This window comes from Oceanobacillus bengalensis (assembly GCF_003628445.1).
GTDB lineage: Bacteria > Bacillota > Bacilli > Bacillales > Amphibacillaceae > Oceanobacillus > Oceanobacillus bengalensis.
Window position 1 is genome coordinate 31,459 of record NZ_RBZO01000029.1, and the last position, 22,822, is coordinate 54,280.

The window sequence follows — 22,822 nt, forward strand, 5'->3', positions numbered from 1 at the left end:
TGAGGAGAGTGGGAAGTACATGGATTATGCACAATTTAGTAAGCGATTTTCTACGATTTCTGCAATTAACATTGTACCATTTTATCCAGAATCAAAAGCGATTAACTGGGAAGGGCTCGATGAAAACGTAGAATTTTTAATTCGACATGGCGTAGAGGTTGTTGTACCAAATGGTAACACAGGGGAGTTTTATGCGTTAAATCTAGAGGAAGCAAAGCAGGTAACGAAGCGTGTGACGGAGGTTGTAGGTGGAAGGGCAACGGTTGTTGCAGGCGTGGGTTATTCGGTTGATACAGCGATAGAATTGGGAGTAGCTGCACAAGATGCAGGAGCGGATTGTGTCATGATTCATCAGCCTATCCATCCGTACATTACAGAAGATGGTGCGGTAGCATATTTTCAAAAAATAATCGATGCACTGGATATTCCCTCCATTATTTATTTTAAAGATTCGAATCTAAGTGACAATGTCATTAAACGACTTGCACCATTAGAAAAGCTAATCGGAGTGAAATATGCAATCAATGATGTTCAACGTGTTACAAAACTTATTCGTGATGTTCCAGAAGAATATCATATTGCATGGATTTGTGGAACAGCAGAAAAATGGGCCCCGTTTTTCTACCATTCAGGTGCTGTCGGTTTTACCTCAGGGCTCGTGAATGTTTTTCCAGAAAAATCTTTTGCACTACTAGAGGCCTTACAACAAGGAAATCAAGAGGCGGTTTGGGACATTTGGGAAGAAGTTGAAGCCTTTGAAGACCTTCGAGCAATGCATCATAACGGCAATAATGTTGTTGTTATTAAAGAAGCGATGGAGCAATTAGGATTGACTGCAGGTGTTACGAGAGAACCAGTAGAGCCGTTAACAGAGCATGATAAAGCATTGCTTAGCGAATTATTAAATCGATGGAAAGTAGTCCGATAAGGAGGGGTTACCAATGTCATTTAACGTGTTAATTCCACAAAAAATTGCAAAAGAAGGAATTAAATATTTGGAACGTAATGGAGCGACTATCGTTGTGCCTCCAAGTCATGACGAAGAGACACTTATTCACTATATTCAGGATGTAGATGCAATTTTAGCTCGAACGGAAACATACAGTAGAAAGCTGATTGAACAGGCGAATCGATTGAAGGTCATTGCAAGACATGGTATTGGCGTAGATAATATTGACTTACAAGCTGCATCCGATCATGGTGTTATCGTTACAAATACACCGAGTGCAAATATTAATGCAGTTGCAGAATTAGTATTAACGTTAATGCTATCTGGAACACGTAATCTATTGCAGGTAGACCGGGGTGTACGCAGTGGTGATTTTGAAATACGAAACCGTTTATTTGGATACGAATTAAAAGGAAAGACACTAGGGATTATTGGATTTGGAAATATCGGGCGATTAATTGCAGAGAAAAGTCATCTAGGATTAGGGATGGATATCGTCGTATATGACCCGTATGTTACGGGAGCAGATGTTGCATCGTATATTAAAGTAACTGAATCATTAGAAGACTTGTTATCCACTGCTGATGTTATTACATTGCATGTGCCCTATACCAAATCAACCCATCATCTTATTGATCGGGATGCATTGAAATTAATGAAGAGCGATGCCATGTTAATTAATGCAGCTCGAGGTGGAGTGGTCGATGAACAGGCACTTGAGGAGATTTTGAGAAACAGAGAGATTAGGGGAGCTTGCCTTGACGTATTTCAAGTAGAGCCACCGAGCAAAGATCACCCATTATTCCGATTAGATAATGTGATTGTAACCCCACATCTTGGTGCACAGACACATGAAGCATTTCAAGCGATGGCGTTAAATGCAGCAGAAGATATTATTGCAGTAAAAAATGGGGTATCTCCAAAGCATCCTGTACTTCATGCAGTGAAATCATAATGAAAGGAAGATAGATATGAAAATAACAGATATTGAGTTACATGCCGTTGGTGTTCCTCGTCATACTGGATTTGTTAACAAGCATGTCATTGTAAAAATACACACAGATGAAGGATTAACTGGGATTGGTGAGATGTCTGACTTTTCACATTTGCCTATGTACGCAGTTGACTTAAATGATTTAAAACGGACTTTGATTTCCATTCTCATTGGTAAAAATCCATTTGATTTAATGAAGATTAATCAGGAACTTATTGATAGTTTCCCAGAGGCAATGTATTACTACGAAAAAGGTAGCTTTATTCGTAATGGAATCGACAATGCCTTGCACGACTTATGTGCGAAATACTTAGATATCTCCGTTTCTGACCTATTAGGAGGGAGAGTAAAGGAAAAAATCAAGGTTTGTTATCCTATTTTCCGCCATCGATTTATGGATGAAGTGGAGGAAAATATTGAAGTTGTAAGAAAAAGGTATGAGCAAGGTTTTGATGTTTTCCGATTATATGTCGGAAAGAACTTAGATGCAGACGAGGCCTTCTTAGCTAGAGTAAAAGAAGAATTTAAATCTAAAGTAAAAATCAAATCCTATGATTTTAGCCATCTCTTAAACTGGAAAGATGCATCAAGGGCAATTAAGCGGCTAACAAAGTATGACCTAGGTTTAGAGATGATAGAGAGCCCAGCACCACGCAACGACTTTGAAGGACTATATCAATTACGTTTAAAGACAGATTATCCAATTAGTGAGCATGTGTGGAGTTTTAAACAACAAGAGGAAATGATAAAAAAAGATGCCATTGATATTTTTAACATTTCACCAATCTTTATTGGCGGACTTACTTCTGCTAGGAAGGCTGCATATGCAGCAGAGGTAGCAAATAAGGGGATTGTACTAGGGACAACGCAAGAGTTATCCATTGGCACTGCAGCAATGGCTCATTTAGGGTGCTCATTAACGAATATAAATCATACGTCCGATCCAACAGGTCCAGAGCTTTATGTTGGAGATGTGGTGAAAAATAAAATTACTTATAAGGATGGCTATTTACATGCACCGGACCGCAATGTGAAGGGACTAGGTGTAGAGATTGATGAAGCATTGTTAGAGAAATATCGTGTTCCTGATTTGAGCTGGAGTAATGTTACGGTTCATCAACTTCAAGATCGCACAGCGACTACAAAAGGGTGATAGGATTCTACGAAAAGAAAGAAGTGCTTTTACTTGAAGAAAAGTAGTCTACTAATTTTTACACTATGTATCGTATATTTCATTCAATCATTCATTACGACTGAAGTATTACAATTCATTTTATCTTTCATTGCCATCATAACTTTATTGGTGGCAATCGTGTATGCAAACAAGTTACCTAGAATAGTAGGTCTTACTATTCTAGGGATTTCTTTTGTCATTAGCTTAGGAAGTGAGATGGGTCTATTAACAATAGTTGAGGGAATTAGGAGAAATATAGCGATACTCGTATTAATTCTGTTAGCTTCGTTTATTACAATTCCACTCCGATTAAGTGGCTATTTAGAAAAAATCGTTTCACTCATGACCATGCTAAGAAGTAATTTGGACCGAGCGTTCTTTTGCTTGCTCTCAATCTTATTTGTTTTGGCCCCGATTTTAAATGTTGGTGCCATTCGTGTTACGCAAGATCTTGTAAAAGACATCGATTTTAAACCAAAGTTTCTTACAAAAGCGTATGTAAATGGCTATTTGTCTGCAATCGTTTGGTCTCCATATTTTGCAACGGTAGCAATTGTTCTATATTTATTTGAGGTTAATCTTAATAGCTATATCCTTATTGGATTAACATTCGGAATTATACAGATAATAATTGGATATTTATTATTCCATTTTCATAGGGGTGAAGTGTCAGTAGACGAAGTTGCCGTTACAGTGGAGCCTTCTGAAGACATAAGAAATTTGTATTGGGTGACCGGGAAGTTATTTTTAATTATACTCGTGGGGATAGGATTACTTATTTTTTTAGAATATATTACACCTCTTTCCATGCTATTATTAGTTTCTATTTCAGCGGTTGTTATTCCATTGTCTTTTGGAGTCTTGACTGGTCAAATGAAACAGACACTATCTGAAATGAAGCATCATATCTCAAATCTAAATCGCTCCTGTAATGAAATTGTTCTTTTCTTAAGTGCCGGAATATTAGGTAGTGCTCTGGAAAACACAGTCTTTTCCGAAGCACTAGACACACTTTTCTTAGCAATTGCACAAATATCAACGTTATTATTTGGAATAACGGTAATATTGATTGTCATTTTTTTTACAGTAATAGGGGTTCATCAAATTATTATTGTTCCGCTCTTAATCACACAGGTTAATCCAGAAATAATTGGCATTAGTCCATTAGCATTAGCGTTTGTATTTATTCTAGCCTGGGGGGTATCTGTGGCTTTATCCCCAATAAGTGCAACCAATTTATTGGTGAGTAATATGCTTAAAGCCAAGTGGTGGCAGGTAGGATTTAAATGGAATGGAGCCTATGTTTTGACCTCAACCTTTGTTGGATTGACTATTTTTATTGTTATTCAATTATTAACAATTTAGTTTAAATTGTTATTTGTCGGACAAATGAAAATATTATTTGACAGAAAATAGTTAATATTATACAATCTAATCAAGAAAGCATCATAAGGAGGTGGGGGGGCAGGTGAGTAGTGATATAAAATTAAAGTCGATAAAAAAGAATACGCTTTCAAATTTAGTGATGGATGAAATTATTAACCTATTAATTAATGGAGATATTAAGCCAGGTGATAAACTCCCTTCTGAGCATGAGCTAATGGAAATGTTATTTGTTAGTAGGGCTGTTTTGAGAGAGGCATTGAGTGCACTTGAAACGCTTGGCATTCTTAAAAGGAAATCAAGAGAAGGTACATACGTTTCGAGGGAAATTGGAAGTAGGCCTTTCCGTTTAATGTTAGCGTTATCAGCAGATGATATTGAAACAATTATTGAAACGAGAATGACCCAGGAACTTGGTTTTGTAACCCTTGCTGCAGAAAAAATAACGGATGAAGAAATACAACAACTTAAGACCACAATAAACAATATGCGTAATAGAATCGGAAACTATGATGAGATGGATAAAGAATTTCATAATATTATTACCTCTTCTGTCATGAACAACGTAACTTCAGGCATTATCGAACCATTAATGGATTTCTTCTACAAAGTTTATTACACCATTTCCAATGAAAATCGGAATATTGATATTACAATCCAACAACATATTGCAATTTATGAAGCATTAAAGAATAGGGATCCATTTGAGGCGCATAAGGCAATGTATATCCACTTGGACCATGTAAGGAAACGGATTTTATTAGTGAAAGAAAAAACAGAAAATTCCGCGAATAATAAGGAGGATTTAAATGAATAGAGTAGCACCTACTGGGATTTTAGGATTTCCTGTAACCCCATTTGATAACAAAGGAAATATTGATGAATTGGCACTTTCCCAAAATATCCAATTCCAATTAGATTCAGGATTAGAAGCAATTTTTGTTGCGTGTGGAGCTGGGGAATACCACGCGATAGATGATAGTGAATACGAAACAGTTATTGAGATTGCAAAAGCAGTTGTAAAGGGAAGTGTTCCGCTTTATACCGGGGTAGGAGGAAATCTTACAGAAGCATTATCAAGAGCGAAGATTTCCGAGAAGTATGAAGTAGATGGCTACTTGATTATGCCACCATACCTGGTTCAAGGAGAGCAAGAAGGAATCTATCAATATTTTAATACGATTGCTACTTCAACCGATTTAAATGCAATTGTATATCATAGAGACAATGCGGTTATGTCGCTTGAAACGATAGAAAAATTGGCAGAGACACCACAAGTTGTTGGATTTAAAGATGGACACGGAAGTATGGAACAAAATATTGAATTTACGCAAAGAATTGGTAATAAAATTAGCTGGCTAAATGGGATGCCAATGGCAGAAGTTACGATGCAGGCTTATGTGCCACTAGGATTTAACTCCTACTCATCAGCAATATCGAACTATATTCCACATGTTTCTAGAAATTTCTATGATGCGTTACTTGCTGGTGACAAAGAGACAGTGCATGAACTTTTGGAAGAGGTTATTCTACCAATCAATCGGATTCGTCGTCAAGGAAAGGGTTATGCGATTTCTTTGATCAAAGCAGGTATGGAGATAGTTGGTTTACCAGTGAACAGTCGTAATGTTCGAGCGCCAATAACACCAATAAAACAGGAACATTATGAAGAATTAGAGGCCATCTTGCAAAAAGTAGCTGAAAAATACCCAAGTAACTTAACCAAAAGCCTATAACGTAAAAATACTATTCATATAGAAAGGAAGATTCAGGTGATAAAGACGGAGGAAAAAACGTGTTTGAATTATGTTAATGGCAGGTGGAAATCGTCTAGTAATGGAGAAACAAAGACTAACCTTAATCCAGCAGATACAAACGATGTAGTTGGAGTAGTGCAAAAGTCTACATTAGAAGATGTAGATGAAGCGGTAGCAGCAGCTAAAGAGGCGAAAACAGCTTGGAGGAAATTATCTGGAGATGCTAGAGGGAAATACTTATACAAGGTTGCTAATATCTTAGAAAGTCGGTTAGATGAAGTTGCTGAGACCTTAACAAGGGAAATGGGAAAAACATTACCAGAAGCAAAAGGAGAAACCGCTCGAGGCGTGGCAATTCTAAGGTACTATGCTGGAGAGGGATTAAGAGAAGTAGGGAATGTCATTCCGTCCACAGATAATCAAGCATTACAGTATACGAATCGCACTCCTTTAGGTGTTGTCGGTGTCATTACACCTTGGAATTTCCCAGTTGCAATTCCAATTTGGAAAATGGCTCCTGCGTTAATTTATGGCAATACGGTTGTTATTAAACCAGCAACGGAAGCATCGGTAACTTGTGCAAAAGTAATCGATTGCTTTGCAGAAGCAGGACTTCCTGAGGGTGTTGTCAATATGGTATCTGGTAAAGGTTCAGTCATCGGTCAACGTATTGCCGAACATCCAGACGTAAATGGTATTACTTTTACCGGTTCCAATCAAACGGGTAGACATCTTGGACAAATTGCTTTAGCAAGAGGTGCGAAGTATCAACTAGAAATGGGTGGTAAGAACCCTGTAATTGTTGCAGATGATGCTGATCTTGACCTAGCTGTTCAAGCAACAATTAGTGGTGGGTTAAGTTCAACAGGACAGAAATGTACAGCAACCAGCCGCGTTATCGTTCAAAGCGCAGTATATGATGCTTTTAAAGCGAAACTAATAAATAAAATAGAAGAACTTAATGTTGGAAATGGGCTTTCCAGTGAAAATTGGATGGGACCATGTGCTAATGAATCGCAATTAGAGAAAGTTCTTTACTATATTGAAAAAGGTAAAGAAGAGGGAGCGACACTACTTACCGGTGGGAATCGCTTGACAGATGATGAACATAAAGATGGTTATTTCGTTGAACCAACTGTTTTCGAAAACGTTACAAATGATATGGCAATTTCACAAGAAGAAATATTCGGACCAGTGCTTGGACTAATTAAAGTGGATACATTTGAAGAAGCGATGAAACTTGCTAATGATACAGAGTTTGGCCTAAGTGCAGCTGTATTTACAGAAAATATTCGTAAAATGCTTGCATTTATCGATGATATTGAAGCAGGACTAGTAAGAGTAAACTACGAAACGGCAGGGGTGGAGCTTCAAGCACCATTCGGCGGTATGAAGAATTCTAGTTCACATTCAAGAGAGCAAGGTAGAGCGGCAATTGAATTTTTCACTTCGATTAAAACAGTGTTTATTAAATAATTTAGGGGGGAGAACATCCCCCTTACCAATCTATAATTGGAGGTGTCAGGTAAATTGCATGAAAATAAGCTAGTCGATATTTTTTCGTCGTTATTTTTGATAGCGCTTTCTATTGTGCTGTATGTATCCACCTTCTCCTTTAGACAAATGTCAGCATCTAAGATTGGATCCGATTTTTTGCCACAGGTAGTAGCTATCGGTTTATTTATCCTCAGTATCATTTTATTTATCAATGCTTTTGTTGGATGGAGAAAAGAGAAGAAATTAGCTGAAGAAACCGTAGCTACGGAAACAAAAGAAAAGAAAGAGAAGATAAGCTATACACTAGTATTTATTTCACTTGGACTAATGGCGGTTTACTTAGTTTTAATTCCAATACTAGGTTTCCTTATTGCTACCTCAGTTTATCTATTCGTTCAAATATATCTAATTGCACCTGAGGATAAGAAAAGCATTATTAAATTTGCCGTTGTATCGATTTTAATATCCGCATTCGTCTACTTTGTATTTAAAAATGTATTCTATCTAATGTTACCTGCAGGGATATTAGGTTAGGGGGTGTAACTGATGGATCTTATTTTAGAAGGTTTTTCATTAATGTTTTCGTTTGATACGATACTAATCATTTTAGCTGGTACGATTTTAGGGCTTATATTTGGGTCGATTCCTGGTTTAACTGCAACAATGGCAGTCGCAATCTGTTTACCGATATCTTTCGGAATGGGTCCTAGTGATGGGATGGCATTGTTGATGGGATTATACATTGGTGGTGTATCTGGGGGGATGATTCCAGCTATATTACTAAACCTGCCAGGAACGCCTTCCTCAATTTCAACGACATTTGATGGCTATCCAATGGCTAAAAAGGGACTAGCTGGTAGAGCGTTTGGCCTTGGAATCATGTCATCATTCTTAGGTGGGTTGTTAAGTATTATTGTACTTGTGTTAATATCACCGCCTTTAGCGAAATTCGCATTAAACTTTGGTCCTTTTGAATACTTTGCAGTCACACTCTTTGCATTAACGTTAATTTCAAGTTTATCGGAAGGTTCCCTAGCAAAAGGAATGATTAGTGCTTTACTAGGGATTGTTTTTGCCTTTGTTGGATCTGCACCAATTGATGCCTATCCAAGGTATACATTTGGAATGGATGCGCTTGGTGCAGGTTTCAATATACTGCCAGTACTAATTGGTCTATTTGCAATTTCAGAGATGTTGAAAGTTATTGAAGAACGGAAGAAGAATACGATTAATCAGAAGAAAATTCATGACTATAAAATTAAGGGATTAGGATTTTCACCGATTACATTTATTAAACAAGGATGGAACTTCCTCAGATCTTCAGTAATTGGTGTTGCGGTAGGGATTTTACCAGGAATTGGTGGAGGAACTGCGAATATCATCGCTTATGTTACGGCAAAAAGACAGTCCAAGAATCCGAAGAAATTTGGTACAGGTATTGATGATGGTGTCGTTGCTTCGGAATCATCTAATAATGCAGCGGTTGGGGGAGCATTAGTCCCTTTGATTTCACTAGGAATTCCGGGAGATACCGTTACGGCTATGTTATTAGGTGGTTTAGTTATTCATGGTTTACAACCAGGTCCATTATTGTTGGAACAAAACGGACCGATTGTATATGGGATTTTTGCAGCGTTAATCATTGCGAATGTTTTTATGTTAATTTTCCTATATTCGGGTATGAGAGGCTTTGTACGATTATTGAGTATACCGAAGCATTATTTGTATCCAGCCATTATTGCGTTATGTGTCGTTGGTGCATTTGGTGTAAATAATCGATTGTTTGATGCTTATGCATTACTTTTCTTTGGGATAGTAGGCTACATCATGATCAAAACAAAATTCCCACTTACTCCACTCATTCTTGGATTCATTTTAGGTCCAATTTTAGAAACGAATCTTAGAAGGGGATTACAATTAACTGGAGGTGACTTTTTACCATTCTTGACATCACCAATTGCAGCTACATTCTTGATTATCGCGGCATTATCCGTGTTTTTCAGTATCTTTAAAACACAGAAAGAGAAGAAAATGGCGGAAGAGTCTAAAAAAATAGCAAGCTAAAAACAGTTAGGGGAGGATTAATTATGAAGTTGAGAAAGTTTACAGTTTTGGCATTTCTATTAAGTTTAGCGGTTTTATTGGTAGCATGTAATGATTCAGGTGCTAGTTCAGATGGAGGGAATGAAAGTGATTCATCTGATTATCCAAATAAACCAATTCAAGTAGTAGTACCTGCTGGTGCTGGAGGGGACACAGATAGAAATACGAGAATTGCAACTAAATACTTAAGTGAAGAATTAGATACAGATGTTGTCGTTTCTAATGTTGGTGGTGCAGGTGGTAGTGTTGGTGCCAAGCAAGTTCTGGATTCAGCAGCGGATGGTTATACGGTGTTAGCTTTCCATAATTCAATGATTATTAATGATTTACTAGAGCTTGCTGATTTTAACTATGAGGACTACCAGCTTGCAGGAACTTCAGTTTTAGACTTAGGTAATGCTTTTATTGTCAGTGCTGACTCTGAATATACCGATTTACAATCTTTGATTGATGCCGCAAAGGAAAGACCAGGTGAGATCAACATTGCAACAGAGACAGGAGCATTTACGCATTTACAATTACTTGCATTTCAAGAAGCGACTGGAACAGAATTTAATCTCGTCGACGTTGGTGCTGCAGCAGAAAAAAATACAGCACTATTGGGTGGACAAATTGATATTATTCCAACCCAATTAGGATTGGTGCAGGAGTATATTGAGTCTGGAGATTTTAGAGCAGTAGGGATCATGGCTGATGAACGTCTAGAAGGAGCACCAGATGTTCCTACTTTTGCAGAACAAGGTGTGGATATTACATTTGATAAATTCTTCTTCTGGGCATTTCCTAAGGATACACCACAAGAAATTGTAGATCAGTTTACAGCAGCTTTAGAAAATGTGACAAATAATGCTGATTTCCAAGCAGAACTTGAACCACTTCTTGTAGAACCTTTATACATGTCACCAGAAGAGTTACAAGCTCATTTTGAAACACTTACAACGGAATATAAAACATTACATGAAAATAGCCAGTAATAATCTACTTTTGATTTTAATGGGCGGCCATCATTACATGGTGGTCGCCCATTAATAGAGAATAATTGAGGAGGGTTAGGAATGGGACAACAAACAATTAGTGAAATGAACAACGTAGCAGTACATACCCCAACCGTTAGTGAGATGACAGTCATTCCAGTGGCTGGTAAAGATAGTATGTTATTAAATTTAAGTGGTGCACATAGTGCATTTTTCACAAGAAATATTGTGATATTAAAGGATAGTTCTGGAAATGTTGGGGTTGGGGAAGTTCCTGGTGGAGAACCAATTCGGCAGACGCTAGAGGAAGCAAAAAGTTTAGTCATTAACCAAAAGATCGGTGCCTATAAGGATGTTTTAAATGAAGTAAGACGTAAATTTTCTGATAAAGATCGTAATGGAAGAGGGAACCAAACGTTTGATTTACGAACAACGATTCACGTGGTGACGGCAATCGAGAGTGCATTACTAGATTTGGTTGGTAAGCACTTGGATGTCCCAGTTGCTTCGCTGCTAGGAGATGGCAGGCAACGAGATGAAGTGGAAATGTTAGGGTATTTGTTTTATGTAGGGGACCGTAATAAAACAGATTTGCCTTATGAAAGCAATCCAGATGCTGATGATGATTGGTTCAGACTACGTCATGAAGAGGCGCTTACACCTGAAGCGATTGTTCGATTAGCAGAAGCGGCACATACACGCTATGGATTTAAAGATTTTAAACTTAAAGGTGGCGTACTTCGTGGTGAAGAGGAAATGGAAGCAATCATTGCATTGAAGGAAAGATTTCCAGATGCTCGAATCACACTTGATCCTAATGGTGGGTGGTTGCTTAAAGATGCGATTCGACTTTGTCGCGATAAACATGATATTTTGGCATATGCAGAGGATCCATGTGGAGCGGAGGATGGTTTCTCCGCGCGTGAAGTAATGGCAGAATTCCGCAAAGCAACTGGATTGCCAACTGCAACAAATATGATTGCAACGGATTGGCGCCAAATGGGGCATGCTATTCAATTGCATGCAGTAGATATCCCATTAGCAGACCCACATTTCTGGACGATGCAGGGATCTGTTCGAGTCGCACAAATGTGTCATGAATGGGGATTAACATGGGGATCACACTCTAATAATCACTTTGACATCTCCCTTTCCATGTTTACACATGTTGCGGCAGCAGCTCCTGGAAAAATTACAGCTATTGATACCCATTGGATTTGGCAAGATGGTCAAGGTTTGACTAAAGAGCCGTTCCGAATCGTTGGTGGGAAAGTGAAGGTACCAACTAAACCAGGACTCGGTATTGAACTGGATATGGAAAAAGTAAATGCAGCCCATAAATTATATGTAGAAAATGGATTGGGAAGAAGAGACGATGCGGTAGCAATGCAATATTTAATCCCTGGATGGAAATTTGATAATAAGCGTCCTGCGTTAGTTCGGTAACTATGAGAATCCAAGAAGTGTGTATTCCTTCTTGGATTTTAATGGCTAATAAAAGTAAGGTGGTGTGATGAAATGAAAATTGTTAAAATAGACTCTTATCGTATGAAGGAACATCCTAGAGAATTAATTATTGAAATTCATACGGATGTGGGTATCGTCGGACTTGGTGAGACAAATGCGAAGCCAGGTGCTGTTCAGTCGTTAATTCACGAGATGTGTGCAGATATTTTACTAGGTCAGGATCCACAAAATATTGAGTCCATTTGGTCTACTTTTTACACGGCGTTCAATCATCATGGGTGTTCGGGAACGGAAATGCGGGCGTTAAGTGCCATTGATATCGCGCTTTGGGACATTAAGGGTAAGATAAGTGGCCAACCTCTTTATCAATTATTAGGAGGGAAGTCTCGGGATACAGTTAAAGTATATAACACATGTGTTGGCTATTTAGAAAATAATGATCGAGACCGGTTTATTCATCAACCTGAAAAGCTAGCGGAAGAACTTCTGGAAAGTGGAATTGATGTCATGAAAATTTGGCCGTTTGATGAGTTAAGTGCGGAGTTTCGTGGACAATACATCACAAAAGATTTAATGAAAAAAGGTCTAGAGCCTTTCCGTAAGATAAAGGAAACATTTGGAGATAAGATGCAAATCGCTTTGGAAGGGCATGGAAGATGGAATGTTACGGCAGCAATAAATATTGCTAGAGAACTAGAACAATACGACCCTCTTTGGATAGAGGATTTGATAGCTATTAATAATATTGACAACTTAGTAGAATTACGAAAAGCCACTTCGATTCCAATTGGTGCGAGTGAGCGTTTATTCACTAGGTATGGGTATCAGGAGTTGTTGGAAAAACGTGGAGGAGATATTGTTATCGCAGATCCTGCATGGACAGGAGGGGTTACAGAGGTAAAGAAAATAGCCTCACTAGCTGAAGTATACGGCTTGCCCTTTGCGCCTCATAATTGTGGGGGACCAATACTACACACTGTAAATGCACATATCTGTTTTAATATTCCAAACCTGTGGATGATGGAGACGGTAAGAGCATTCTACGATTCGTATTATGACGATATTGTAACTGGGGTACCTAGAGTCGTGAATGGGTATATTACTGGTGTTTCGGAGTATCCTGGCTTAGGGGTAGAGTTAAGGAAGGAATTTTATGAACGTTCTGATTTAATTCACCGCACATCAACCCAGCAGAAGGGCAAAGGAGAAGGTAAAGTATACAATGTGACGGGTATTGGTGACCCATGGAAAAGATAATTATCAGTAAACAAAGGAGAGCATCCATGTGCTCTCCCATTTCACTTCTTCCAACAGTACCCGGCACCGCCATCTACAAAAGTCCTTCTTGTTCAAACAAATAATCATAAGGTATATCTAGAAAAATATAGCTTGTTTTCGTTAATGGAAAGGAAAAGGTACGAATTTGTTCGTGCCTTGTGATATCTGTATACAAATCAGATAATATCCCTCTTTTTTCCACATTCATGCGTGCGATATTTTCAAAGAAGTATGGTCGCCAGCTCCAGTTTTTTTCCTTACCTTCTTCGTGTAGTGTCCACTTGTCATTATGATCCTTTTCCGCATTAGAGGATAATTGCACACCCTCTTCATTCGTCATGTATACGCGAAAAACAAATTCATGACAAGCATGCCCGACTTTTGTAATGATTTGGTCGTACGCTTCTTCAGAATTTATATTTTGTAGGATCGTGTTAAATTGATTATTAATCCAATTGGTTAGCTCTACCTGTGCTTTCAATTTTTTTCGTTCAAAACTTACGAACAACTGAAAGTCGCGTTGGATCTGCTTTTTGCAACAATCTTCTCGGGCGAATTCAGGATTCGCAGGCTTTAGGTAGCTTCCTTGATAATATCTTCCACCATTCCGCCAAGCATAGTTCAATTGATTATACGTTGACACTCCTTTAAATAATAAAGTTGCTCCGATTTTTCGGGAAAGCTTGGAAAGAGAGAGGTGCACATCATCATATAAATGTGGCAACTCGTTTTCCTTCAAAAATTGCACATCTAATTTAACGATATTTGGTTTTAGCGAGACCAGCCGCTCGAGATTTCCGTTTCGCTGTCCTACATCATCTAGGGCAATTTGAATTCCAAATGTTTTTAAGTATTTTAATAAATGCCTTAGGGAATCCATTTCCTCCATAATATCCGTTTCTTTTAATTCGAGGACAATCTTCTTATAATCTAGTCCCTTTTCAGCATATGTTTCTAATAAGCGAAGGAATGTTTCACCATTATCCTTATATAATAGCTTGGCATTATATTTTAAGAATATGAGTGAATGATTTGTTTTGATAAAGTCTTCTATTGCTTTTTGGTGAATAATTGTTGTTAGTTCAATTTTAAATTCATCAGGTATTGTATCGTCATTAAAAAACCAGTCAAGGTCTTGGATGTCTTCCTCATCTGATTTGTAATATGCCGACACCTCATAGCCAATCACAAGTTGCGTGTCCGCGCTGATAATTGGTTGATAATATGGAATGACTTGCTCTAGATTTAACATAATATTCAATGGATCCAAATTTATCCACCCCCACCCCAACATTATAGCACAGAAGCGTGGGGACGGTTCTCCTGCTTCTTCTTCAAAATTCGCTGTTGTGACAAGTTCCTCAAAAGTGCCTATTTTATTGAGGTGCCTGTCACTTGTCGGATATTGTCGGAAATCGAACGGTGACAGGCACCTCAAAAGTGCCCATTTCAAAAGGCTGATTTACAATTTTGGATAATATGCAATAATACATATGGTTTGAAAAAAGTGGGAAGGGAATGTAGTTATGTTCAAGAAAAAATGGTTAGGGGTTTTGCTTTGCTCAATCGCTGTTTTAATCCTTGTAGCATGTGGTGACGAAGCCGAGGAAGCGAGTACAGAGGAAACGGAAGAAAAAGATGCATCAGAAGTAGAGGATGAAGCTGTTGAAGAGGAAACAGAAAGTGCGGATGAGGTAAAGTCAGAAGATGACAGTGAAGAACCTGAGGAAGTGGAAGATACGGAGAACAGTAGTTCATCTGCACCAACAAATGAAAACATTAATCCCGCAATTGCGGAGGAAACAGATGGCAATGTTGAAATAATTTATACGAATAATGAAGCAGGATTCAGTAATGATTTGAATGGTTTTCTTATTAATGTGGACGCATACCAAATTGCAAAGGTTACGGACATGAATGCCGATCAAGAGTTTCGATTTGATGGGGCTTTTGAAGGCTATGTTGTAACTGCGAAAGCATCGATTGAAAATACGACAGATAAAGATATTTATAATAATTATGTCATGCGAATTCAATTAGCCGACAGAAGTGATTATGTTCCATCCAGTGCGCAATACTATATACCAGAGGATATGAAAATTGAGTGGGAAAACACGGATGATATTGGGAAATTTGAACCTGGTTTCCAAAAGGATATTTTCGTAACATTTTTATTTACGAATGAGGAATATGAGAAACTTAGTACAGTAGATCCGAAATTTATAATTGAGGGTGGAGCATCAGAAAACGATGATTTCTCAGACAGCTTTGGAGAAGATGCAATTTTTGACTTTGTTTATAGTGAAGAACAGGCAGAGCAGGTTGCAAATGCACCCGATTTTTATCAGGACAAATTAACAACGGATAATATCGCAACAAAAGAAATAATTTATGAGAAAACAGATATCAATGAGACGAAAGAACTAGATGGTGCGAAAATAACATTAGAAGGCGTTCAGTATACAGATATTACTCCGAATGAATCGAGTGCAGAACGATTTAGCAATTTTGATGGCGAAGAGCTTGTGGCACTGACGATAAAGATAAATATCGAAAATGGTTCGGAACAATTGATATGGAATAACTCACTAGGATCGATTCTCAGTGTGAATGATGATGAAGCACGCTATATTTCTCAAGGGATGGTTGAAAATGCTACCCCACAAGATATAGCAGCAGGTGAAACCGGAGAGAAGCTTTTTGTATTCTTATTTGAGAAAAAATACTTCGATATATATGAAACATTTGATTTAGAAGTCGGACCATTTATGGGCGATGACGGAGAACTATTCAAAGGACATAAAGTAGAATTTGAATTACCTCGCTAATTCTTTTGTGGTGCCTGTCACTTGTCGAGTTTTGGCTGATGTTGCCGAAAATCGAAGGGTGACAACAGGTACCTAAAAGAGCCACAAAAAACCAGTAATTCCTTACCATGAGTAAGGGGTTGCTGGTTTTTTATGTTTCTGTTTTTACCGAACAGTGCCTGTCACCTCCCGAATTTTGTCGAAAACCGAACAGTGGCAGGCACGAAAAAAGGTATCAAAAAAAGTTCTTGTAAAACGGTTACATTTGTTTTATACTCATACTAAATCGGTTTACTAAATCGATTTAGTAATTTGGAATACTATTTAGGAGATATATAGATGAAAAAAATTACAATTGCAGATGTTGCACAGCATGCTGGTGTATCGAAAAGCACCGTATCGCAATATTTAAATGAACGCTTTGATTATATGGGGGAACAGACGAAAAGACGTGTTGAAGAGGCGATTAAAGAATTGGGCTACAGTCCGAACATCATTGCAAGAAGTTTAAAACAAAAATCGACAACAACGATTGGTGTCATTGTTGCAAACATTCTTCACGTGTTTTCCACACAGGTTATCAGGGCAATTGAAGATGTTTGTAATGAAAAGAATTACCACGTTATTGTCTGCAATGCCGACGACAACCCAGTGAAAGAGAAAAAGTATATTGAGATGCTACGAGCAAAACAGGTAGACGGAATTATCGCATTCCCGACTGGTGGAAATGTTGCGTTATACCAAAGATTAGTAGCGGACCACTATCCAGTCGTGTTTATGGACAGATTAATTCCTGATATAGCAATTGACACTGTTCTACTAGATAATGCGAAGGCTGCGACACTAGCGGTAGATACTTTTATCAAGCGGGGGCACCAAAAAATTGCAATCCTGTCTCCTCCATTACAAGCTGGAGTCACACCACGTGTTGAGCGGATTGATGGTTACAGAAAAGCGTTGCAAAAACAGGCTCTCTCAGTCAACGAGCAATACATCGTCAGTGGAGAAATAGAGGATATGCAAGTATTGGTCCATCAATTATTTACGTTACCTGAAGCCCCAACGGCCATCCTTGCATTAAACGATCGGGTGTTATATGAACTATTAACCTATACAAGATCCAATCAACTAAGGATCCCAGAAGACATTGCATTAATTGGAATCGATGATGTGTCTTTTGCAAGCATTTATAGCCCGGCATTAACAACGATTGCCCAACCAGCTTTTGAAATGGGTGAAAAGGCAGCAATCCTACTTTTAGAGAAAATTCATGACAAGGAACATTCGAATCAAGTAGAAGCGCATCGATTTGAGCCGCGATTGATTATGCGGGAATCTTGTTAACGTTAAAACACGAAAGGTGATAAATAATGAAGAACATAATTGAAACCGTTGCCGGAGAAATCTCTGGTGTATTACATCAAATAGATGAAAAAGAAGCAACACAACTAGCAAATGAATTGCAAAGCGCGAAACGTATTTTCATAGCAGGTACGGGTCGCTCTGGCCTGATCGGAAAGGTATTCGCAATGCGTCTTATGCATAGTGGCTATTCCGTCTATGTTGTTGGTGAAACAATCACACCAAGTATTGAAACAGATGATCTTCTGCTTTTAATTACTGGTTCTGGAAGTACAGGATCGCTTGTACATTATGCAAAAAAAGCAAAAGAAATAGACGCGAAAGTTGCACTGGTGACAACAAACAAAGACGCCACAATTGGACAGCTCGCAGATTCCACTGTAACCATTCCAGCGGCAACGAAAAAACGTCTGGAAACCGAACCAGCAACAATCCAACCACTAGGAAGTCAATTTGATCAATCGGCACATTTACTATTAGATGCAATTGTGGTTTACCTTCTTAAACAACATCCAGAAGGAAAAAGCCATACAAGTCTTAATCAAAAACATGCAAATTTAGAGTAGGGGGAAAACCTAAAGTGAGTTTAATAGAGGCTATTCAACAAAATAAAATCGTAGCAGTTATTCGAAAAGCAGATAAAGAAAATATTGTACCGATATTAGAAGCTTTGGAAAAAGGTGGCGTAACCTCGGTTGAGATCACAGCTGAAACGCCAAATGTTGCAGGTGTTATTGAAACAGCTGTGAAGCATATTGGCCACAAAGTAAATATTGGTGCAGGGACCGTACTTGATCCTGAAACAGCTCGAACGGTCATCATGGCGGGGGCAACTTTCATTGTCTCGCCTACATTAAATGTTGAAACTTTGAAACTAACGAATCGTTATGGCGTACTGAATATTCCAGGGGTACTTACACCAACCGAAATTGTAACGGCATATGAACATGGTGCGCAAATGGTGAAAGTTTTCCCAGCAGATGCTTTTGGGCCAAATTATATAAAAAATATTATCGGACCACTCCCACATGTACAAGCAATGGTAACTGGTGGAATTACACTAGATAATATGAACGCTTATTTAACAAAAGGTGCAAAAGCAGTTGGAATCGGAAGTAACTTGGTCAATGCAAAAGCATTACAAACCAATGCAGATTACGAAAGATTAACAGAAACAGCGAAACAATATGTTGCAAAGCTCAAAGAACTATAACTATACATTCAGAGGAGGAGCACTTCATATGATGAAAAATAAATACGCTTTCATATTACTTTTTATTATCGTACTCGGGCTACTTGCAGGGTGTACGAGCGGGGAAGCTGATCCAGACGGAGATGGCAAGATCAAAATCATCGCAGCACATAACCAAACATCACCTGACAATCCATATCAAACGGGGATGTTGAAGTTTAAAGAGGTAGCAGAAGCAGAATCAAATGGAACGATTGAAGTGGAAGTACATGCAGGAACAATTGGTACAGAAGAATCACAGCTCGTTGAGAAGCTACAATTAGGTGCTGCAGATGTTGTACTTGTTTCACCAGGTTTTATGACACAAACAGGAATGAGAGAAGTGGATTTATTTTCTGCACCCTATCTATTTACAAGCTATGAACACTGGTTAAAAGCAGTAGACGGAGAAGTTGGCAAGGAAATGGCAGACATCATTAATGAAAAATCCGATAACTCTTTTAAACTATTAGGCTATTGGTCTGCTGGGGTTAGACATTATTACGGGAAAAAACCAATTGAATCAGTAGAAGATTTAGAGGGACTATCACTGCGTACGCAAACGTCTGGTGTTGTATCTGACTTCTGGCAAGCAACCGGAGCTATTCCATCAGGGATTTCTTGGGGAGAGCTTTATCAAGGACTTCAGCAAGATGTTGTTGACTCTTCCGAAAACGCTTACCCATTCTTTGTGCAACAAGCACATCACACGACACCGAACGGAAAATATATTACAGAAACAGGACATGATTATACGACTCGCTTTTTACTAATCAATGGGGAGAAGTTTGATCAGTACTCAAAAGAACATCAAGAAATTATTTTAAAAGCAGCCGAAGCATCGGTAAAAGCAGAACGTGACGCAACCAATGCACAGGATGTTGAGTACAAAGAAAAGGCAATTGAAGAAGGTGCAATCGTAAACGAAATTGATACGCAACCTTTCATTGATATTGCAAGACCGATTCTAGAAGACTTTGCAAAAGAGATTGAAGTAGAAGCATTGTTACAGAAGATTATCGATTTAGAATAACGAGGAGGGACCGAAGATGAAGCGTTTTGTACAAGCACTTGAAAAACTACAGATCACGGTTGGCGTATTGTTCTTAACTGTATTCTTTGTCGTGATATTACTACAAATCATAACGAGGTATTTAGGTATTTCCGTTCTATGGACAGAAGAAGTGGCGAACTATTCATTCATATGGGCGATATTCATGGGTGCAGCTGTCATGGTGAACCGTAGAGAACATTTTAACTTTGACTTTATCATTCGAAAATTAACAGGAAAAAAGAAAGTATCCCTTAATATTTTTAATGACCTTGTGTTAATTGCATTTAACGCGTGTATTCTCGTACTCGGTATTCAGGTGGTTCGGGAGTTCTGGAATTACACATGGGCAACGATTCCTGAGATGAAAATGGGCTATATTTGGATTGCGATTCCAATCATGGCTGGAACAATGATTATTTATTCTGTATCACATTTAATGGATCATCTAAAGGCAAACAAAGCGAAGGAGGTAAGTGAATAATGGGATTTTTACTACTTGGATTATTCATCGTATTAATGTTAGTTGGCGTTCCAATCGCTTTTGTAATTGGGATTGTTGCATTACTAGGTATTTTTGGAATCCCTTACACTCCTGAAGCTACCGTTCCAATGAAAATGGTAAATGGATTGGATTCATTCGTGTTGCTTGCAGTACCATTGTTTATTCTTGCAGCTAATTTAATGAACTCTGGGAAAATCTCTGAGAAACTAATTAACCTAGCGCTAGCAATTGTAGGCCCGATTCGTGGTGGACTAGCACATGCGAACGTTCTTGTATCAATGATGTTTGCCGGTGTTTCTGGGGCAGCACAAGCAGATACAGCAGGAGTAGGGAAAATTCTTATTCCGAGTATGCTGAAGCAGGGCTATGACAAAGAAACTGCAGTAGGGGTTACTGCTGCATCATCAACCGTTGGTGTTGTTATTCCACCAAGTATTCCGATGATTATTTTCGCAGGATTAACGAATGCTTCGATTGGTGCATTATTCCTTGGCGGGATTGTACCAGGTATCTTAATCGGGTTAGGTATGATGATTTTTATCTATATTGTCGCTGTTAAACGGAATTATCCTAGAACAGCCCGTATTGAAATGAAAAAATTTATGAAATTACTCGTTGAAGCGATTCCTGCTTTACTGACACCGATCATTATTATTGGTGGAATCATTACAGGTTTCTTTACAGCAACAGAGGCTGCGGCGGTTGCATCCTTATACACATTAGTTGTTTGTATGTTTTATTATAAATCATTAAAGGTAAGTGATTTACCGAAAATTTTAATGGATACGCTATCACTTAGTTCCTTATCCTTATTTGCATTAGCGGCTGCAAGCGCACTCGGAGAATTAATGAGTTACTATCAATTAGGAACGCTTGCACAGGAATTCTTTACAAATAATGTTGGAGCAGAATGGCTGTTTATTATCATTATTATTGCTTTCTTCCTATTTGTGGGAACATTTATGGATGCGATTCCAGCAATGATTTTATTTGTACCTGTTATTTTACCAACTGCCTTACAATTCGGTATCGATCCTGTTCACTTGGGATTAATCGTTGTTATGACACTAGCAGTCGGATTGATTACACCACCATATGGTCTCTGTCTCTTACTTGCAGCAAAGATTGGAGACATGTCAATTGAAAGGTCCTTTGTGGCAGTAATACCGTATATTGCAATTGTGCTTATCGTATTATTATTTATTGCGTTCTTCCCAGATATCGCATTCTTCATACCAAAATTAATTAATCCAGGCTTGTTTTAATTAGGAGTGGAAAATGATGAGCGATGATAAACGATTGGCTGCACTTGAGTCAGTAAAATATATAAAAGATGGCATGATACTTGGACTTGGTTCTGGTTCAACGGTAAATTGGATGTTGCGCGCTTTAAGTGAACGTATAAAAGAAGGACTTCGTATAGAGGGGATTCCTTCATCTAAGAAAACAGAAAAACTAGCGAAGGAACTCGGTATTCCGTTAACGGATTTTTCAAAGACAACTAAGATTGACCTTGCTATTGATGGTGCGGATGAAATCGATGGGAATTTAAATCTAATCAAGGGTGGAGGTGGCTCACTGGTAAGGGAGAAGGTTGTTGATGCATGTGCAGATGAATTAATTATTATTGCAGATTCGTCAAAAGTAGTCAAACAACTAGGGGCATTTTCCCTACCAGTCGAGGTGTTGCCTTTTGGGTTTGAAGTAACAGTAGCAAATATTGAAAAACTTGGCGGTATTCCTAAGTTACGAAGGAAAGAAAACGAAATATTTGTATCTGATAACGGCAATTACATTTTAGATTGTTCGTTTGGGACAATTGATGGTGCACAGGCATTACATGAAAAATTGATCCGTTTAGTGGGTGTAGTGGAGACTGGTATTTTTTCGGGGATGGCAGATAAAGTGATTGTTGCACGGAATGGGGAAATTAAATTTTTGACAAGAAATTAATGGGCAGTAACCCTTGCTTCGCCTGCGAGGGTGCTGCTTATAAATATTGGCAGTTTTCTAAAGGATTGTTGTTGATCTAAAGATTAAACAGTGACGTAAAATTAAAGCAACTAGGAATGTACATGATCCAAGCGTTCCGGCAATACACTTCGCTTTCCGTGGGCGGCTGGTGAGCCTACTCCGTGCTAACGCACTACGTAGTCTCACCTAGGCCTGTCCTCCCACAGGAGTTATCATGAACGAAACTAGCCCCTTAATCGTAATATCGTAGATTAATTTGGTAATACTGCATTACAAAACCCAAATACCAAATCAGAGCTATAATACGAAAGGAGCT

21 protein-coding genes are annotated in these 22,822 nt (G+C 38.4%); 20 read left to right on the forward strand and 1 reads right to left on the reverse strand.

Annotated elements, in window-relative coordinates; all coding sequences use genetic code 11:
- Positions 1–19: 19 nt before the first annotated feature.
- The 12 genes from D8M05_RS15815 (at position 20) to D8M05_RS15870 (ending at position 13,555) form a co-directional block, all read left to right on the forward strand.
- Positions 20–928, forward strand: coding sequence for a dihydrodipicolinate synthase family protein (locus D8M05_RS15815; protein ID WP_121133518.1), 909 nt, complete (start codon positions 20–22; stop codon positions 926–928).
- A 13-nt stretch (positions 929–941) separates the two neighbouring features.
- Positions 942–1,904 carry a hydroxyacid dehydrogenase gene (locus tag D8M05_RS15820; protein WP_121133520.1) on the forward strand — a complete coding sequence of 321 codons (963 nt, stop codon included), beginning with the start codon at positions 942–944 and terminating at the stop codon, positions 1,902–1,904.
- A gap of 16 nt (positions 1,905–1,920) precedes the next feature.
- Positions 1,921–3,096: a mandelate racemase/muconate lactonizing enzyme family protein gene (locus D8M05_RS15825; protein WP_121133522.1), complete on the forward strand. Its 1,176-nt coding sequence runs from the start codon at positions 1,921–1,923 to the stop codon at positions 3,094–3,096.
- 33 nt (positions 3,097–3,129) lie between these two features.
- Positions 3,130–4,482 (forward strand): hypothetical protein, encoded by a 1,353-nt coding sequence (locus D8M05_RS15830; RefSeq protein ID WP_121133524.1) that lies wholly within the window; start codon positions 3,130–3,132, stop codon positions 4,480–4,482.
- 103 nt (positions 4,483–4,585) lie between these two features.
- On the forward strand, positions 4,586–5,317 hold the full coding sequence (locus tag D8M05_RS15835) for a FadR/GntR family transcriptional regulator (protein ID WP_121133526.1): 732 nt from the start codon (positions 4,586–4,588) through the stop codon (positions 5,315–5,317).
- Positions 5,310–6,236 (forward strand): 5-dehydro-4-deoxyglucarate dehydratase, encoded by a 927-nt coding sequence (gene kdgD / locus D8M05_RS15840; protein ID WP_121133528.1) that lies wholly within the window; start codon positions 5,310–5,312, stop codon positions 6,234–6,236. The genes D8M05_RS15835 and kdgD overlap by 8 nt, the downstream gene beginning before the upstream one ends.
- 63 nt (positions 6,237–6,299) lie before the next feature.
- Complete coding sequence (gene gucD, locus D8M05_RS15845) at positions 6,300–7,733, forward strand: alpha-ketoglutaric semialdehyde dehydrogenase GucD (RefSeq protein WP_379542960.1); 1,434 nt, start codon at positions 6,300–6,302, stop codon at positions 7,731–7,733.
- Between the two features lie 54 nt (positions 7,734–7,787).
- Positions 7,788–8,288 (forward strand): tripartite tricarboxylate transporter TctB family protein, encoded by a 501-nt coding sequence (locus D8M05_RS15850; protein ID WP_121133531.1) that lies wholly within the window; start codon positions 7,788–7,790, stop codon positions 8,286–8,288.
- A gap of 12 nt (positions 8,289–8,300) precedes the next feature.
- Positions 8,301–9,818: a tripartite tricarboxylate transporter permease gene (locus tag D8M05_RS15855; protein WP_379542962.1), complete on the forward strand. Its 1,518-nt coding sequence runs from the start codon at positions 8,301–8,303 to the stop codon at positions 9,816–9,818.
- A gap of 23 nt (positions 9,819–9,841) precedes the next feature.
- Entirely contained in the window at positions 9,842–10,831 is a 990-nt protein-coding gene (locus tag D8M05_RS15860) for a tripartite tricarboxylate transporter substrate binding protein (protein ID WP_121133535.1), read from the forward strand.
- Positions 10,832–10,912: 81 nt separating this feature from the next.
- Entirely contained in the window at positions 10,913–12,277 is a 1,365-nt protein-coding gene (gene gudD, locus D8M05_RS15865; RefSeq protein ID WP_220667594.1) for a glucarate dehydratase, read from the forward strand.
- A 72-nt stretch (positions 12,278–12,349) separates the two neighbouring features.
- Complete coding sequence (locus tag D8M05_RS15870) at positions 12,350–13,555, forward strand: mandelate racemase/muconate lactonizing enzyme family protein (protein ID WP_121133537.1); 1,206 nt, start codon at positions 12,350–12,352, stop codon at positions 13,553–13,555.
- A 73-nt stretch (positions 13,556–13,628) separates the two neighbouring features.
- Here the strand turns inward: D8M05_RS15870 and D8M05_RS15875 are convergent, their stop codons facing one another.
- On the reverse strand, positions 13,629–14,846 hold the full coding sequence (locus D8M05_RS15875; RefSeq protein WP_121133539.1) for an EAL domain-containing protein: 1,218 nt from the start codon (positions 14,844–14,846) through the stop codon (positions 13,629–13,631).
- 256 nt (positions 14,847–15,102) lie between these two features.
- Between D8M05_RS15875 and D8M05_RS15880 the strand changes: the two genes are divergently transcribed.
- From D8M05_RS15880 to rpiA, 8 genes are all read left to right on the forward strand, one after another.
- Positions 15,103–16,404, forward strand: a complete 1,302-nt coding sequence (locus D8M05_RS15880; RefSeq protein WP_121133542.1) for a DUF5068 domain-containing protein — start codon at positions 15,103–15,105, stop codon at positions 16,402–16,404.
- A gap of 318 nt (positions 16,405–16,722) precedes the next feature.
- A complete protein-coding gene (locus tag D8M05_RS15885) occupies positions 16,723–17,727 on the forward strand; it encodes a LacI family DNA-binding transcriptional regulator (protein ID WP_121133544.1) in 1,005 nt (334 codons plus the stop codon).
- 26 nt (positions 17,728–17,753) lie between these two features.
- The gene (gene hxlB, locus D8M05_RS15890; protein WP_121133546.1) at positions 17,754–18,311 is read left to right on the forward strand and encodes a 6-phospho-3-hexuloisomerase; all 558 of its coding nucleotides are present in this window, start codon (positions 17,754–17,756) and stop codon (positions 18,309–18,311) included.
- A gap of 14 nt (positions 18,312–18,325) precedes the next feature.
- Positions 18,326–18,958: a bifunctional 4-hydroxy-2-oxoglutarate aldolase/2-dehydro-3-deoxy-phosphogluconate aldolase gene (locus D8M05_RS15895; protein ID WP_121133548.1), complete on the forward strand. Its 633-nt coding sequence runs from the start codon at positions 18,326–18,328 to the stop codon at positions 18,956–18,958.
- 28 nt (positions 18,959–18,986) lie between these two features.
- A complete protein-coding gene (locus tag D8M05_RS15900; protein WP_121133550.1) occupies positions 18,987–20,009 on the forward strand; it encodes a TRAP transporter substrate-binding protein in 1,023 nt (340 codons plus the stop codon).
- 16 nt (positions 20,010–20,025) lie between these two features.
- Entirely contained in the window at positions 20,026–20,511 is a 486-nt protein-coding gene (locus D8M05_RS15905) for a TRAP transporter small permease (protein WP_121133552.1), read from the forward strand.
- On the forward strand, positions 20,511–21,797 hold the full coding sequence (locus D8M05_RS15910) for a TRAP transporter large permease (RefSeq protein ID WP_121133554.1): 1,287 nt from the start codon (positions 20,511–20,513) through the stop codon (positions 21,795–21,797). Before D8M05_RS15905 ends, D8M05_RS15910 begins: the two co-directional genes overlap by 1 nt.
- A 16-nt stretch (positions 21,798–21,813) precedes the next feature.
- Positions 21,814–22,485 (forward strand): ribose-5-phosphate isomerase RpiA, encoded by a 672-nt coding sequence (rpiA, locus tag D8M05_RS15915; protein WP_342772272.1) that lies wholly within the window; start codon positions 21,814–21,816, stop codon positions 22,483–22,485.
- Positions 22,486–22,822: the final 337 nt, after the last annotated feature.